The organism is Streptomyces sp. NPDC001194 (assembly GCF_042896985.1).
In the GTDB taxonomy this organism is placed as follows: Bacteria; Actinomycetota; Actinomycetes; order Streptomycetales; family Streptomycetaceae; genus Streptomyces.
In genome coordinates, this window is record NZ_JBIAXU010000011.1 from 208,799 (window position 1) to 224,718 (window position 15,920).

Genomic DNA, 15,920 nt, shown 5'->3' on the forward strand with positions numbered 1-15,920 from the left:
GTGCACCGTTGACCACGGTGTGATCGAGGTGAGGTCGTTACATGAACTGGCGAGACGTACTTTCCGGTACGGCACAGGAGCGCCCGCACGCGACGGCCTTCCGCTTCCACGCCGAGGAGCCGGGCGAGCCCGAGCGCCTCGACTGGGCCGGGCTCGACGCCCGCGCCCGGGCCGTCGCGGCGCACCTGGCGGACCTGGGGCTTGCCGGGCGCAGTGCCGTCCTGCTGTTCCCCGCCGGACTGGACTACGTGGCCGCCTTCTTCGGCTGCCTGTACGCGGGGGTCGTCGCGGTCCCCGCGTATCCGCCGAGTCGGGGCGTCCGCTCGACCGAGCGGCTCGCCGCGATCGTGCGCGACAGCGGTGCGGACACGGCACTGACGACGGCGGTGATCCGCGACCGGCTCGTGCCGCGCCTGGCCTCCGCCGACGGGGTGCCGCCGCTGCGGCTGGTGGCGACCGACGCGATGAGCGCCGAGGACGCGCCGACCTGGCACGCCCCGCGCATCGGCGAGGACGCCACGGCCTTCCTCCAGTACACCTCCGGCTCCACCTCGACGCCGCGCGGCGTCGTCCTCAGCCACGGCAACCTGCTGCACAACACCGCGATGATCGGCCGGGTCTTCGGGCTGGACGCGGGGATGCGCGGGGTGTCGTGGCTGCCGATGTACCACGACATGGGCCTGATCGGCTCGGTCATGGGCACGGTCCGCGCGGGCGGCACGATGTCGCTGATGGCGCCGAGCACCTTCGCCCGCGACCCGCTGCGCTGGCTGGGCGTGGTCGCCGAGGAGCGGGCGACCGTGACCGGCGGCCCCAACTTCGCCTACGACCTGGCCGTCGAGCGCACCACCGAGGAGCAGCGGGCCGCGCTGGACCTGTCGTCCTGGCGGGTCGCGTACAACGGCGCCGAGCCCGTCCGCCCGGCCTCGCTGCACCGCTTCGCCGAGGCCTTCGCCGTCTCCGGCTTCCGCTCCGAGGCCTTCCTGCCCTGCTACGGGCTGGCCGAGGGCTCCCTGCTGGTGACGGGCGGCCCCGCGGGGACCGGTTTTCGCACCTGCGAGCCGCCCGCCGGCTCCGGTGCGGCCGGCGAACTGGTCGCCTCCGGCGTGCTGCCGCCCGAGCAGCGGCTGGAGATCGTCGACCCGCAGACCCGGCTCCCCGTGGCCGACGGGGAGGTCGGCGAGGTGTGGGTGGCCGGCCCGAGCGTGGCCCGCGGCTACTTCAACCGCACCGACGCCGTCGCCGACACCTTCGGCGCGCTCGTCGAGGGCGGCGACGGCACCGGCTTCCTGCGCACCGGCGACCTCGGCTTCCTCTCCGGCGAGGGCGACGCGCGCGAGCTGTACGTGACGGGCCGCCGCAAGGACCTGATCATCATCCGCGGCCGCAACCACTACCCGCAGGACATCGAGCTGACCGCCGAGCGCTGTTCGCCCGCGCTGCGCGGCAACGGCGGCGCCGCCTTCTCCGTCACGGGCGCCGACGGCGGCGAGCGGCTGGTCGTCGTCCAGGAGCTGATCCACGGCCACGGGCTGGCGGAGCCGGCGGAGCTGGCGCGTGCCGTACAGGCCAAGATCGCCGAGCAGCACGAGGTGCGCCCGGGCGCCGTGGTCCTGATCCGTACGGCCTCGCTGCCGCGCACCTCCAGCGGCAAGGTGGCCCGGCACGCCTGCCGCGCCGCCTACCTGGCGGGCGAGTTGCTGGTGACCGCCGTCCACGCCGACGAGGAGCAGCCGCCCGCCGCGGCCGGGGACGCAGCCGGCGACACGGCCGGGGACCCGGCCGCATCCGCGGAGCCGCCCGTACCGGCCGCCGGTGACCGCGGGGCGGTCCTGGCCCACCTGCGGCGGGCCGCGGCCGTACTGCTGCGGATCCGGCCCGAGGAGGTGCCCGAGGACGCCTCCCCGGCGGCCCTGGGCCTGGACTCCCTGGACTCCGTACGGCTCCTGCACCGGCTCCAGCGGGAGTTCGGGCTCGGGCTCGGCCCGGAGGAGGCGTTCTCGCTGACCCTGGCCGAACTGGCCGGCGCGATCGCCGCCGCGGACGCCGGGGCACCGGACACGGCTCCCGCGCCGCCGGCCGACACCCCGCCCGGCGACGGCGAGCTCTCGCACGGGCAGCGGGCCATGTGGTTCATGCACCGGATGGACCCCGACAGCACCGCCTACCACCTCGCCGCCGCGGCGGAGCTCTCCGGCGAGGTGGACACGGCCGCGCTGCGCCGCGCGCTGGCGTCCGTCGTACGGCGCCACGCGGCCCTGCGCACCACCTTCCCCGAGGTCGGCGACGGCCCCGTACAGCGCGTCCACGCCGAGCTGGAGCCGGAGTTCACCGAGACCGACGCGAGCGCCTGGCCGGCGGAGCGGATGCGGGCCGAGCTGACCGCGCTCGCCTACCGGCCCTTCGACGTGGAGGCCGGCCCGCTGCTGCGGGTGGCCCTGCTGCGCTGCGGACCGGGCCGGCACCGGCTGGTCGTCTCCCTGCACCACCTGGTCTGCGACCTGTGGTCCCTGGAGGTCCTGCTGCGGGAGCTGGGCGCGCACTACCGGGCCGAGACCGGGGGGCCCGCCCCAGACGCGCGGGCCGTGCCCGGTTTCGGCGCGGCCGTGCACCGCCAGGCCGCACGGCTCGCCGGGGCGGAGGGCGAGCGGCTGTGGGAGTTCTGGCAGCGCGAGCTGGCGGGCGCCCCGACCGTGCTGGAACTGCCCGCCGACCACGTACGGCCGGCCCGCCGGCGCGCCCCGGCCGGGGCGCGGCGCTTCCGGCTGGAGCCGGGGACCGCCGCCGCGCTGGGCGCCCTCGCCCGCGCCGAGGGGACCACCCTCTACACCGTCCTGCTGACCGCGTACCAGCTGATGCTGGGCCGCACGGCCGGGCAGGCGAGCCTGCTCGTGGGCTCCCCCGTCCACGGCCGGGAGCACGCCGACACGGCGGAGGTGGTCGGGCCGTTCCTGAACACCGCGGTGCTGCGCGCCGATCTGCGGCCGGACGAGTCCTTCACCGCGCTGCTGCGGCGGGCCGCGCAGCGCGTGCCGGCCGCCCTGCGGCACGGTGCGATGCCGCTCTCGCTGCTGGTCGAGCGGAGCCGGGTGGCGCGCGACACGAGCCGCACCCCGCTGGTGCAGGCCCTGTTCACGCTCCAGTCGGGGCCGTTGGCGGCGTTCGTCCTGGGCGATCCGGCCTCCCGGTTCGACCTGGGCGGGCTGGACATGCGGCCGGTGGCCCTGGACCAGCCGCACGCCCAGATGGACCTCCAGCTGACCTTCGCCGAGGTCGACGGCACACTCAGCGGGCTGCTCCAGTTCGACCGCGCACTGTTCGAGGACGCCACGGCCGAGCGGATGGCCGCCGGGCTGTGCGCCCTGCTGGACGCCGTCGCCGCGGACCCGGAGCGCCCCGCCGCGCTGCTGCCGCTGATGCCCGCCGCCGAGCGGGCCGCCGTCCTGCACGGCCGCAACGACACGGCCGTACCGGGGACTTCGGACGTCCCGGTGCACGAGCTGGTGGCCGCGCAGGCGGCCCGTACGCCCGACGCGCCCGCCCTGGCCTTCGACGACACCGAGTACGCGCTCGGCGAGGCGGGGCCCGCCCCGGACGCGGACCGCGTGCGCGACACCCGGACGCTGAGCTACCGGGAGCTGGACGCGGCCGTGAACCGGCTCGCCCGGCTGCTGCTCTCGCGGGGGCTGCGGGCCGAGGAGACCGTGGCCGTTCGGCTGCCGCACGACGAGTCCATGGTGGTGGCGATGCTCGCGGTGCTGCGGGCGGGCGGCAGCTACCTGCCGGTCGACCCGCACCTGCCGGCCGGGCGGATCGCGTACCTGCTGGCCGACAGCGAGGCCCGGATCGTGATCACCGACTCGTCGGTGGAGACGGCCGGGCCGGCAGGCATGACCGGGACGGCCGGCGCGACCGCGAGCGCCGCGAGCGGACCGGTCCGGCTGGTCCTCGACGAGCTGGCCGGGGAGCTGGCCGCGCTCCCCGCCTCCCCGCCCGGCGTTCGCGTACGCCCCGACCAGGCGGCCTACCTCCTGTACACCTCCGGCTCGACCGGGCGGCCCAAGGGGGTGCAGGTCCCGCACGGCGCCCTGGCCAACTTCCTGGCCGCCATGGTCCGGCTGCTGGAGCCCGCCGAGGGCGGCCGACTGCTGGCCGTGACCACCTTCTCCTTCGACATCTCCGCCCTGGAGGCCTACCTCCCGCTGATCACCGGCGGCTGCTCGCACATCGCGGCGCGCAGGATCGCGGCCAGCGGCGAGCAGCTGCGGGCGCGGCTGGACTCCGGCGCCTTCTCGACGATGCAGGCCACCCCCGCCACCTGGCGGCTCTTGTGCGAGGCGGGCTGGACCGGCACCCCGGGGCTGGCGATGGCCAGCGGCGGCGAGGCCCTCTCCCCCGGGCTGGCCCGCACGCTGCTGGCGTTCGGCACGGGGACGCTGTGGAACCTGTACGGGCCCACCGAGACCACCGTGTGGTCGACCGGCACGCAGGTCACCGCGGTGCCGGGGTCCGCCACCCCGCTGGGCGCCCCCGTGGCCAACACGCAGGTGTACGTGCTCGACCCGGCGCTGGAACCGGTGCCCGCCGGAGCGGCCGGCGAGCTGCTGATCGGCGGCGCCGGGCTGGCCCGCGGCTACCTGGGCCGGCCGGGCCTGACCGCGCTGCAGTTCGTGCCGGACCCGTACGGGGACACTCCCGGTGCCCGCCTGTACCGCACCGGGGACCTGGCGCGGACCACGGCGGACGGCCGGACCGAGCTGCTGGGGCGGGTCGACAACCAGGTCAAGGTCAACGGCCACCGGATCGAACTGGGCGAGATCGACGCCGCGCTCGGCCGGCTGCCGGAGCTGAGCCAGGGCGTGGCCGTGGTGCACCGCCCGGCGCCGGACGCCCCGGCGGTGCTGATCGCGTACGTCCGCGGGAACCGCGACCCGCGCGGCGCGGACTTCGACGAGCGGGGCGCCACCCGCGCCCTGCGCGAGGAGCTGGCGCGGGTGCTGCCCGCCTACATGGTGCCCGCGCGCTTCGTGTGGGTGGACCGCTTCCCCCTGGGCACCAGCGGCAAGGTGGACCGGGCGGCGCTCAAGCCGCCCGCGCCGGAGGCGGACGGGCCCGGCGCCGAGCCGGCCACGGCGACCGAGCGGGAGCTGGCGGTGATCCTCGCGGAGCTGCTCGGCACCGGGGCGATCGGCCGCACCGACAACCTCTTCGACCACGGCGCCCACTCGCTGCTGATGTCCCGCTTCGCGGTGCGCGTGCGGGAGTCGCTGGGGGCGCAACTGCCGCTGCGGGTCATGTTCGAGACGCCGACGCTGGAGCACCTGGCGGCGGCCGTGGACGCCCTCGCCCCGGCGGGCGCGGCAGCGGGGCAGGGCGGCGCGGGCGCGGGCCGGATCACCCGGATCGACCGCACCCGCCAGGTCGGCCTCGTCGCCCCGGGAGCCGCTCCCGCAGCGGCGGCGGGCGGCGGCAAGGACGCCCTGCGGGCCCTGCGGGCCGCACGCCGGATCGGCAGCCAGAAGACCGGCTCATGACGTACGTGGAGAATCCGATGGCCCTGATGCACCCCGAACAGATCATGTTCCCGGCGACGCACGCCCAGCAGCGGATCATGATCATCGAGCAGCTGTACCCGGGCGGCTCCGCCTATCACGTGCCCTTCGCGGTGCGGCTGCGCGGACCGCTCGACACCCGCGCCCTGACCGGCGCCGTCCGGGAGGTGGTGCGCCGCCACGAGTCGCTGCGCACCGTGTTCCGCACGGTCGAGGGGGTCCTCGGCCAGATCGTCGAGGAGGACCACCTCGTCGAGGTGCCCGTACGGGACCTGACCGGCCACGCGGCCGCGGCCGACCCCGACGCGCTGGCCGCACTGGTGGCCGAGGCCGCCGCCCGCCCCTTCGACCTCACGGGACGGCTGCTGCGCGTCGAGCTGCTGCGGCTCGGCGCCGAGGACCACGTCCTGGCCGTCACCATGCACCACCTGGTCTCCGACAGCTGGTCCTGCGGGATCTTCGTCGGCGAACTGGCCGCGGTCTACCCGGTGCTGCGGGCCGGCGGGCGGCCCGGGCTGGCCGAGCCGGAGGTGCAGTACGTCGACTACGCGGCCTGGCACCGCGAGCAGCTCGACGGGGAGCGGACGCAGGAGCTGCTCGGCTACTGGCGCGAGCGGCTCGCCGGGATGCAGCCGGTGCTGGAGCTGCCCGCCGACCGGCCCCGGCCCCCCGTGCAGTCCTTCCGCGGGGCGACCCTGCCCGTACGGCTGTCCCCGCGGACCTCGGCCGCCGTGCGGCAGGCGGCCCGCACCCTCGGCGTCACCCCGTTCACCGCCCTGCTGGCCGCCTTCCACGCGACGGTGGGCCGCTGGACCGGCGGCGAGGACGTCACCGTCAGCAGCGGGGTCGCCAACCGCACCCCGCAGGTGGAGCAGGTGATCGGCTGCTTCATCAACGTACTGCTGCTGCGGGCCTCCCTCGCCGGCAACCCCAGCTTCGCCGAACTGGCCGCGCAGGTCGGCGAGACCGTGCTGGACGGCATGCAGCACCAGGACCTGCCCTTCGACCGGCTCGTGGAGGAGCTCGCGCCCCAGCGGGACCTGAGCCACCAGCCGCTGGCCCAGGTGATGTTCCTGCTGCAGAGCGCGCCGCTGCCGGCCGTGGCGCTGGACGGTCTGGAGCTGTCGACCGTCCCGGTCCGCCGCAAGGCCACCCACCTGGACCTCAACGTGCAGCTGTGGGACTCCGGGGAGTGCTTCGAGGGGGTCGTCGACTACGGCACCGACCTCTTCGACGAGGCCACCGTCGCCCGGATGTGGACCCAGTACGAGACCCTCCTCGCGGCGGCCGCGGCCCGCCCCGGGGACCCGATCGGGGAGCTGCCCCTGCTGCGCCCCGAGGACGAGCACACCCTGCTCACGGAGTGGAACCGGACGGCCGCCGAGGTTCCCGCCGAGCTCACCCCGGCCCTGGTCGAGGCCCGGGCGGCCGCCCACCCGCACGCCCCGGCCGTGGTCGGCGACACGGGCACCCTCACGTACGGCGAGCTCAACGAGGCCGCCAACCGGCTGGCCCGGCTGCTCATCGAGCGCGGCGCGGGCCCCGAGCGCACGGTGGCGCTGATGCTGCCGCGCTCGGCCGAGACGGTGACGGCCGCGCTGGCCGTCCTCAAGTCCGGTGCCGCGTACGTCCCGGTGGACCCGGTGCTGCCGCCCGACCGGATCGCGTACCTGCTCTCCGACGCGGCGCCCTCGGCCGTGGTCACCACCACGGCCGTCCCCGCGGCGGCGACGGGCTCGGCCGAGCGCCTGGACCTGGACGCGCCCGCCACCCGGGCCGCGCTGGCCCGCTGCGCGGCGGGCGACGTCACCGACGCCGACCGGCGGGCCCCGCTGCGGCCCGACCACCTCGCGTACGCCATCTACACCTCCGGCTCGACGGGCCGGCCCAAGGGCGTCCTGATCAGCCACCGGGCGCTCGCCGACTACCTGGCGGCCTGCCGCCGGGACTACCCGGGCCTGGCCGGATCGGCGCTGCTGCACTCGCCGGTCTCCGTCGACCTGTCGGTGACCACCCTGCTGGGGCCGTTGACCGCGGGCGGCCGGATCGTGCTGGGCGGCCTGGACGGCCGCACCGACGAACTGCCGGGCGGGGAGGGCCGGCTGTCCCTGCTGAAGGTCACCCCGAGCCACCTGCCGATCCTGCTGGGGCTGCCCGAGGCGTACTCGCCCACCGGGGACCTGGTCATCGGCGGCGAGATGCTCACCTCCGAGGTCCTCGACCAGTGGCGGGCGCGTTTCCCCGGCGCCGTGGTCACCAACGAGTACGGGCCCACCGAGGCCACCGTCGGCTGCGTGGCCCTGCGGGTGGACCCCGGGGAGGTGCTGGCCCCGGGGCCGGTCCCGATCGGCCGGCCCATGGCCAACTCCCGTGCGTACGTGCTGGACCGCGCGCTGCGGCCGGTGCCGGTCGGGGTGGCGGGCGAGCTGTACGTGGCGGGCGCGGGGCTGGCCCGCGGCTACCACGGGCGGCCCGGGCTGACCGCGTGCGCCTTCCTGCCCGACCCCTTCGGGGAGCCCGGGCGGCGGATGTACCGCACCGGGGACCTGGCCCGCTGGACGGCCGGCGGCGGCCTGGACTACCTCGGCCGCATCGACGACCAGGTCAAGGTGCGCGGGTTCCGCATCGAGCTCGGCGAGATCGAGGCGGCCCTGACGGCCCTGCCCGGAATCCGGGAGGCGGTCGTCAAGGCGGTGACGGAGACCGGCGACACCACCCTCGCCGCGTACTGCGTACCGGTCGGCGGCGGGGAACTGCCGGTCGGCGATCTGCGCCGGCAGCTGCGCCGCACCCTGCCCGAACACATGGTGCCCGCGCACTTCGTGGCGCTGGAGCGGCTGCCGCTCGCGGTCAGCGGCAAGGCCGACCGGGGGGCCCTGCCGCCCGTCGGCAGCGCCCGGCCGGCCCTGGACACGGGCCGGCTGGCCCCCCGTACCCCGGTGGAGTCGCTGCTCGCCGAGGTGTGGGGCAGCGTGCTGAACGTCGACGGGGTGGGCGTACGGGACGAGTTCTTCGAGCTGGGCGGCTACTCGCTGGCCGCGACCCGGATCGCCGCGCTGACCGCGGAGGTCTTCGGGGTGGAGATCCCCCTGCGGGAGGTCTTCGCGGCCACCGACGTGGAGAGCCAGGCGGCCCTGGTGGAGGCGGCCGGCCGGGACCAGGGCGTGGACGTGGAGGCGATCGCGCGCCTGGCCCTGGAGATCGGCGGGCTCAGCGAGGACGAGGTGGAGGAACTGCTGGCCGGACGGGACGGATCCGGGCCGGCGGACACGGACACGGACACGGATGCTGGAGGCGGTCGGCGATGAACGGACAGGCGTGCCTGCACGAGCTCGTGCAGGACTGGGCGCGGCGGATCCCGGAGGCGCCCGCGCTGCGCTTCGAAGGCGAAGAGTGGAGTTACGGGGAGCTGAACGGGCGGGCCAACCGGCTGGCGGCGCACCTGCGCCGGATGGGCGTCGGCCGGGAGTCGGTCGTGGGCATCCTCATGGAGCGCGGTCCGCGGCTGCCGCTGGCGATGCTCGCGATCCTCAAGGCGGGCGCGGCGTACCTGCCGATGGACCCGGCGCAGCCCGTGGACCGGCTGGGCTATCTGATGGGGGACGCGGGGTGCGAGCTGGTCGTCACCACGGCCTCGCTGGCCGGGCAGGTCCCCGAGGAGGCCGCGGCGGTCTGCCTCGACGACCCGTTCACGGCGGACATGCTGAGCGGGCTGTCCGCGGCCGATCCCGGGCTGCCGGCGCACCCGGACCAGCTGGCGTACGTCATCTACACCTCGGGGTCGACGGGCCGCCCCAAGGGGACGCTGCTGCCGCACCGGGGCGTGGTCAACCTGACCTCGCACATGGCCCGGCAGTTCTCGATCGGGCCGGGCGACCGCTGGCTGCAGCTGACCACGCCCTGCTTCGACGTGAGCGTCCTGGAGATCTTCGGGGCTCTGACCACGGGCTCCTGCCTGGTGCAGGGCTCGTCGCTGAGCCTGCTCGACCCGCGGGCGCTGGGAGCCCTGATGCGCGACGAGGGCGTCACGATCGGCGTGTTCACGACGGCGATCCTGCCGCTGCTGGACCCGGAGCAGCTGCCGCGGCTGCGGGTGCTGAACGTGGGCGGGGAGCAGCTGAGCCGCTTCCAGGCGGACCGCTGGTCCTCGCCGACGCGGGTCGTCAACAACCAGTACGGGCCCACCGAGGCGACCGTGGCCTGCACCGAGCAGCGGCACGAGCCGCAGCGGGGCCGGCCCAAGCCGCTGATCGGGGACGCGATGCCGAACCTGGAGGCGCACGTGGTGGGCCCGGACGGGCGCGAGGAGCCGGCGGGCGAGTTCGGCGAACTGCTGATCGGCGGCGTGTGCCTGGCGCGGGGCTACCTGAACCGGCCGGGGCTGACCGCGCTGAAGTTCGTACCGGACCCCTTCGGCGGGCACGGCGCCCGGCTGTACCGGACGGGTGACCTGGTGCGCTGGACGGAGGGGGACGACGGCCTGGAGTTCGCGGGCCGGATCGACACCCAGATCAAGCTGCACGGGCACCGCATCGAGCCGGGCGAGGTCGAGGAGGTCCTGCTGTCGCATCCGCGGGTCAAGGACGCGGTGGTGGACCTGGTGCGCCCGCAGGACGGCGAGCCCGTGCTGACGGCCTTCGTCACCGGTACGGACACCCCGTCGCTCGCGGAGGTGCACGCGCACCTGCGCACGGTGCTGCCGGTGTACATGCTGCCGGGGCGGGTGGTCGTACTGGAGGAGATCCCGCTGACCCGCAACGGCAAGGTGGACCGCCGCGCACTGGCGGCCGGGCTCTGAGCACGTCCGGAGCCCCTGTTCGACGGGGGGGTGCATCGCCGCCGTTCAGAGGATCGGCGGGCGCCCCAGCCGGGTCATGCGCCACACCGTGCGCCACTTCATCGGCTTGCGCGGCCCGCACGGCGTCCGGGCTCCCTCGGCGAAGCCGCCCCACCACGCTCTCGCGCCCGACAAGGATCGCATGCGCGCCATGGAGAGGAAGACCCATACGCCGAGATGGACCGGGATCAGGAGGACCGGGAGCCGGCGCCGGGTCAGCCACACACGGTTTCGGGCGGTGAACCGGTAGTGGGCCGCGTGGCGAGCGGGGGACGTCCTGGGATGTCGCAGGACGAGCTCGGGTTCGTAGAGGATCTTCCACCCGGCGTCGAGTGCACGCCACGCCAGATCGGACTCTTCGTGCCCGAAGAAGAACTCTGCCGGCCACAGACCGATCTGCCGGAGCATGGGCATCGAGAAGGCATGGCCGCCGCCGAGGAAGCCGGTCACCGGACCGCGGCGCATCGGATCGTCCGCCCGCAGCCGGGGCACCCAGCGTCGCTCGGTGTGCCCGTGCTCGTCAGCGACCCTGAATCCGATGATCCCGAGCTTCGGGTCTTCTGCGAACAGCCGCTGGACCTTGCGGAACACGTCGTCGGCGATGAGCAGGCCGTCGTCGTCCAGCTCGACGACGACGTCGACGTCGTCCGATGCGCGCAACAGCTCCAGCCCGACGTTGCGGCCACCGGGGCAGCCCAGATTCTCGTCCAGCGGGATCTTGGTCGCGTCCGTCGTGACGTCGGTGAGGGGCGTTGCGTTGCCCACCAAGACCACCCGTGCCGCGGGGACGCCTTGCTTCCCCACCGAAGCGAGCAGAGCATCCAGCTCCCGTGGGCGGGTGCCCATGGTCACGATGACGACTCCAATGCGCGGCAACGGCATAGCGGCTGACTCCACTCGTCTGCGGAGTGCCGATGCTAGGGGGTGTCCGGCCGGCGCCGGCCTTCGCGCCGGCCGCCGTCCTCACAGAGCGGGGGCCTCCTGGCCCACCCGGATGCGGGCGTCCCAGAGGAACTCGTAGAACGGGCGGTGGTGTGCGGCGAAGTGGGCCAGCTTCGGGTTGTTCTCCGGGGTGTGGCGGTAGGCGGTGCGGCTCTTGGAGAAGCCGGTGCTGTTGGCGACGGCGACGTGCCAGCGGTCCGTGCGCTGCCATTCGCCGCGGGCGGTGGCGTCCCAGCTGAGCGCCTCGGGGCGGAAGGGGATGCCGACGGCGGCGCAGTACGCGGCCATCGTGGCGGCCGGCCGCTCCACCAGGTCGTCGGAGTCGACGACCACGGGCGGCTCGCCCCCGGCGGCGAGGACGGCCAGGTACATCTCGTACAGGCCCTCGATGCCGACGTCCGAGAGCTCCATGTCGGGCTGGAGGGCGTAGAAGGAGGAGACGATCTCCTCGGGGCGGCGCAGCAGGAAGGTGTGCCGGGTCCCGGCGAGGAACTCCTTGTCGGCGAGGACTTCGGCGTAGCGGTGGTCGGTGGTGTCCTTGAAGAACACCGGCCGGCGGCGGGCGAGTTCGCCGATCGCGTCGATCAGCTCGCGTTCGGAGCGGACGACGGCGCCCTCGACCTCGGTCTCCCCGAAGTCCGCGACGTTGCAGAACGGCTCGTGCAGGGCGGTGATGTCGCCGTGCTGGAGCATCGACCGGAAGAACGCGGTCGAACGTGATCGTGGTGCCGCCCAGAGCGCTGTCGCCGGCATGTCCCCGCCTTCGTGTCCGGAATAACCAAGGGTCAAGTGCGCCGGTTCCGCCACTGCGGCGTCCCCGGGTGACCCCACTCAACCGCGGGCCGCTCCCGGCCCGCTATCGGCCCGCTGCCGGGCCGCTCCCCCGGCCGACGGCCGGCCGGTAGCGAACGAATAGCGGAAGGACTGTCGGGAGATTCCCCGGCTTACGCACCGCCGGCGCGACTGCGACCGTCGGGAGCTCAGGGTTCCGCCGAGCAATGGGAACGGAAGACATGAGCGATGTGATGGATCCGCTGACCCGGGCCGGCGCACCGGGTGAGGAGGGGTCCGGCGAGCACGCGCCGGAGGGCGGACCGCAGGAGGTGCGGGCCGCCGGAGCCGCGCCGCGGCGGGGCTCGCGCTGGTGGCGCAGGCTGCGGGTGACCGCCTGGTGCCTGGCGGTGCTGCTGGTGACGGTGACCTGTGTGGCCGGCCTCGCCGCGACCCGGATGGTGCGGGCCTCGTACCCGCAGGTGTCGGGCGAGCTGACCGTGGCGGGCCTGCACGGGAAGGTGACGGTGGCCCGGGACGGCTCGGGCGTCCCCCAGATCTATGCGGACGACCCGCACGACCTGTTCCTCGCTCAGGGCTTCGTGCACGCCCAGGACCGGTTCTGGGAGATGGACATCCGCCGGCACATCACCTCCGGCAGCCTTTCCGAGCTGTTCGGCGAGAGCCAGGTGGAGACCGACTCCCTGATCCGCACGATGGGCTGGCGGCGGGTCGCCGAGCAGGAGGTCGCCCTGCTGGACCCGCGGTCGCGGGCCAACCTCGACGCGTACGCGGCCGGGGTGAACTCCTACCTGGCCGGCCACAAGGGCGCGGACCTGGGGGTGGAGTACCCGCTGCTGAAGCTGGGCGGTCTGGACTACAGCCCGGCGCCCTGGACGCCCGCCGACTCGGTGTCCTGGCTCAAGGCCATGGCGTGGAACCTCAACGCGACCCTCTCGGACCAGGTGCGGCACGCGCTGCTCGCCGCGACCCTGACCGACGCCCAGGTCGACTCCCTGTTCCCCACGTACGACTTCTCCCGCTGGCGGCCCATCGTCTCCCCGGGCGACAGCCAGGGCACCGTGCCCGAGGCTCCGGCCGGTCCGGCGGCGTCCGCGGCCGCGACGGCGGCGACCGCCGCGACCGCCGCCACGACGGCCTCGTACGGGCCGATGGCCGGGGCCTTTGACGCCCTCTCCGGGATCGACAAGGTGCTCGGGCCGCGCGGTTCGGGCATCGGCTCCAACTCGTGGGTGGTGGCCGGGAGCCGCACGACGACCGGCAAGCCGCTGCTCGCGAACGACCCGCACCTGTCCCCGTCCATGCCGGGCGTCTGGTACCAGGGCGGACTGCACTGCAACACGGCCGGCCCGGCCTGTCCGTACGACGTGTCGGGCTTCGGTTTCGCCGGGATGCCCGGGGTGATCGTCGGCCACAACGGCGACATCGGCTGGGGCGTGACCAACCTGGCGCCCGCCGACACCGACCTGTTCGTGGAGCGCATCACCGGCTCGACGTACGCCTACAAGGGCGAGCAGCGACGGCTGGAGACCCGCCGGGAGGTCCTGAAGGTCGCGGGCGGCGCCGACCGCACCATCACCGTCCGCTCCACCGTCCACGGCCCCGTCATCTCCGACGCCTTCCCCAAGGCGAAGACGCTCGCCGCCGAGGGCCGGATCCCGGGCGTGGAGCGCGAGAGCGGCGGCGGCGCCGAGTACGCGGTCGCGATGCGGTGGAGCGCCCTGGACCCCGGCCGGACCATGGACGCGGTGTTCCAGCTGGACACCGCCAAGGACTGGGACTCCTTCCGGGCCGCGGCGGCGCTGTTCTCCTCCCCCGCCCAGAACCTGGTCTACGCCGACCGCCAGGGCCACATCGGCTACCAGGCGCCCGGCCGGATCCCGGTGCGCGGCAAGGGCGAGGGCCGGTGGCCGGTGCCGGGCTGGACCGGCGAGTACGACTGGCAGGGCTTCGTGCCCTTCGACGCGCTGCCGCGCTCCTTCGACCCGGCGTCGGGCTACATCGTCACCGCGAACAACGCGGCGGCCGGCCCGCAGTACCCGTACAACCTGACCCGCAACTGGGGCGACGGCTACCGCAGCGAGCGGATCGCGCAGCTGATCGAGAAGGCGGGCAAGCTGGACGCCGCGGCGATGCAGCGGATCCAGCTCGACGACCACAACGAGAACGCGGCGGCCCTGACCCCGTACCTGCTGGCGGTCACCCCCGGGAAGGACGCCCGCGCCGCCCAGGACCTGCTGCGCGGCTGGGACTTCGGACAGGGCGCGGACTCGGCGGCGGCCGCGTACTTCAACGCGGTGTGGAGCAACCTGCTGAAGCTGACGTTCTACGACGAGCTCGACGGCAACAAGGCCCAGCTGCACGTCGACGGCGGCGGCCTCTGGTACGACGTCGTCCGCAGGCTGCTGACCTCGCCGGACGACCCGTGGTGGCGCAACTCCAAGGATCCGCGGGGCCTGCGCACCCGCGACGACGTGCTGCGGGCCGCCATGGACGACGCGGCGAAGGAGCTGTCGGGCCGGCTCGGCGCAGATCCGGCGAAGTGGCGGTGGGGCGCCCTGCACACCCTGACCCTGCGCAACGACACCCTGGGCACCGGCGGGCCCGCGCCCGTGCAGTGGCTGCTGAACCACGAGCCGGTGGAGGTCGGCGGGGGTTCGGCGACGGTCGACGCGACCGGCTGGGACGCCTCCAAGGGCTACGAGGTGAACTGGGTGCCCTCGATGCGGATGGTCGTGGACTTCGCCGACTTCGACGCCTCGCGCTGGATCAACCTGACCGGCGCCTCCGGACACGCCTTCAGCGACCACTACGACGACCAGACGGAGCTGTGGCGCAGGGGCGAGACCCTCCCCTGGCCCTCGAGCCGGTCCGCGGTCACCACCGCGACGAAGGACCGCCTGACCCTCCGCCCCGAAGGAGCGTGAGCACAACGATGACACTCGTGACGACCCTCCCCGCGGCCCCGCCGCAATCCGGCGCCCGGCCCCGGCCGGAGGCCCGGCCGCAGTCCGAGGCCCGGCGGTGCACCTGCTGGCCGGGGGCCACCGTGTGGCTCACCGGGCTGCCGAGCGCCGGCAAGACGACGATCGCCGAGGAGCTGGCCGGGCGGCTGCGCCGGGAGCACCGGCGGGTGGAGGTCCTCGACGGGGACCAGATCCGCAAGTTCCTCTCCGCCGACCTCGGGTTCTCCCGGGACGACCGCAACACCAACGTGCAGCGGATCGGCATGGTCGCCGAGGTGCTGGCCCGCAACGGGGTGCTCGTGCTGGTCCCGGTGATCGCCCCGTTCGCCGACAGCCGCGAGGCCGTCCGCGAACGGCACCGCGCCGCCGCCACCCCCTACCTGGAGGTGCACGTGGCGACTCCGGTCGAGGTGTGCTCCGTACGTGACGTGAAGGGCCTGTACGCCAAGCAGGCGGCGGGCGAGATCTCCGGTCTGACCGGGGTCGACGACCCGTACGAGGCTCCCGAGGTCCCCGACCTCCGCATCGAGTCGCACACCCAGTCCGTGCAGGAGTCGGCTTCGGCCCTGTACGCGCTGCTCACCGAGAGGGGTCTGGCATGACGGCCACCGTCGCACACGTCCACGACGAGACCGACGCGCCGTACGCGCTGTCGCACCTCGACGCCCTCGAGTCGGAGGCCGTGCACATCTTCCGCGAGGTCGCGGGCGAGTTCGAGAAGCCGGTGATCCTGTTCTCCGGCGGCAAGGACTCCATCGTGATGCTGCACCTCGCGCTCAAGGCGTTCGCGCCCGCGCCGGTGCCGTTCACACTGCTGCACGTGGACACCGG

The 15,920-nt window shown here is 74.6% G+C and carries 8 protein-coding genes; 6 read left to right on the plus strand and 2 right to left on the minus strand.

Annotated elements, in window-relative coordinates; translation table 11 throughout:
* The first annotated feature begins 41 nt into the window (after nt 1–41).
* The 3 genes from ACFY1T_RS22595 to ACFY1T_RS22605 are packed head-to-tail and all read left to right on the plus strand — an operon-like array spanning nt 42 to nt 10,350.
* The gene (locus ACFY1T_RS22595) at nt 42–5,534 is read left to right on the plus strand and encodes an amino acid adenylation domain-containing protein (protein WP_390789733.1); all 5,493 of its coding nucleotides are present in this window, start codon (nt 42–44) and stop codon (nt 5,532–5,534) included.
* Nucleotides 5,531–8,860, plus strand: a complete 3,330-nt coding sequence (locus tag ACFY1T_RS22600; RefSeq protein WP_390789734.1) for an amino acid adenylation domain-containing protein — start codon at nt 5,531–5,533, stop codon at nt 8,858–8,860. The genes ACFY1T_RS22595 and ACFY1T_RS22600 overlap by 4 nt, the downstream gene beginning before the upstream one ends.
* Nucleotides 8,857–10,350 (plus strand): amino acid adenylation domain-containing protein, encoded by a 1,494-nt coding sequence (locus ACFY1T_RS22605; RefSeq protein WP_390789735.1) that lies wholly within the window; start codon nt 8,857–8,859, stop codon nt 10,348–10,350. The genes ACFY1T_RS22600 and ACFY1T_RS22605 overlap by 4 nt, the downstream gene beginning before the upstream one ends.
* A 45-nt stretch (nt 10,351–10,395) precedes the next feature.
* Here the strand turns inward: ACFY1T_RS22605 and ACFY1T_RS22610 are convergent, their stop codons facing one another.
* Nucleotides 10,396–11,271 (minus strand): glycosyltransferase family 2 protein, encoded by an 876-nt coding sequence (locus ACFY1T_RS22610; protein WP_390789736.1) that lies wholly within the window; start codon nt 11,269–11,271, stop codon nt 10,396–10,398.
* Between the two features lie 81 nt (nt 11,272–11,352).
* Nucleotides 11,353–12,084, minus strand: a complete 732-nt coding sequence (locus tag ACFY1T_RS22615; RefSeq protein ID WP_390789737.1) for a sulfotransferase family protein — start codon at nt 12,082–12,084, stop codon at nt 11,353–11,355.
* Nucleotides 12,085–12,344: 260 nt separating this feature from the next.
* Here ACFY1T_RS22615 and ACFY1T_RS22620 point away from each other — a divergent pair, with 260 nt between their 5' ends.
* The 3 genes from ACFY1T_RS22620 to ACFY1T_RS22630 all read left to right on the plus strand — a co-directional run.
* Nucleotides 12,345–15,050, plus strand: coding sequence for a penicillin acylase family protein (locus tag ACFY1T_RS22620; RefSeq protein WP_390789738.1), 2,706 nt, complete (start codon nt 12,345–12,347; stop codon nt 15,048–15,050).
* 8 nt (nt 15,051–15,058) lie between these two features.
* Nucleotides 15,059–15,691 (plus strand): adenylyl-sulfate kinase, encoded by a 633-nt coding sequence (cysC, locus tag ACFY1T_RS22625; protein WP_390789739.1) that lies wholly within the window; start codon nt 15,059–15,061, stop codon nt 15,689–15,691.
* On the plus strand, nt 15,688–15,920 hold a 233-nt coding region (locus tag ACFY1T_RS22630), incomplete at its 3' end, for a phosphoadenosine phosphosulfate reductase family protein (protein ID WP_390789740.1). The genes cysC and ACFY1T_RS22630, both read left to right, overlap by 4 nt.

Bases quoted from the DNA above. Each gene is read 5' to 3' on its own strand.
- ACFY1T_RS22595 (WP_390789733.1), top strand. From the start codon at position 42: ATGAACTGGCGAGACGTACTTTCCGGTACGGCACAGGAGCGCCCGCAC.
- ACFY1T_RS22610 (WP_390789736.1), bottom strand. From the start codon at position 11,271: ATGCCGTTGCCGCGCATTGGAGTCGTCATCGTGACCATGGGCACCCGC.
- cysC (WP_390789739.1), top strand. From the start codon at position 15,059: ATGACACTCGTGACGACCCTCCCCGCGGCCCCGCCGCAATCCGGCGCC.
- ACFY1T_RS22620 (WP_390789738.1), top strand. From the start codon at position 12,345: ATGAGCGATGTGATGGATCCGCTGACCCGGGCCGGCGCACCGGGTGAG.
- ACFY1T_RS22615 (WP_390789737.1), bottom strand. From the start codon at position 12,084: ATGCCGGCGACAGCGCTCTGGGCGGCACCACGATCACGTTCGACCGCG.
- ACFY1T_RS22605 (WP_390789735.1), top strand. From the start codon at position 8,857: ATGAACGGACAGGCGTGCCTGCACGAGCTCGTGCAGGACTGGGCGCGG.
- ACFY1T_RS22600 (WP_390789734.1), top strand. From the start codon at position 5,531: ATGACGTACGTGGAGAATCCGATGGCCCTGATGCACCCCGAACAGATC.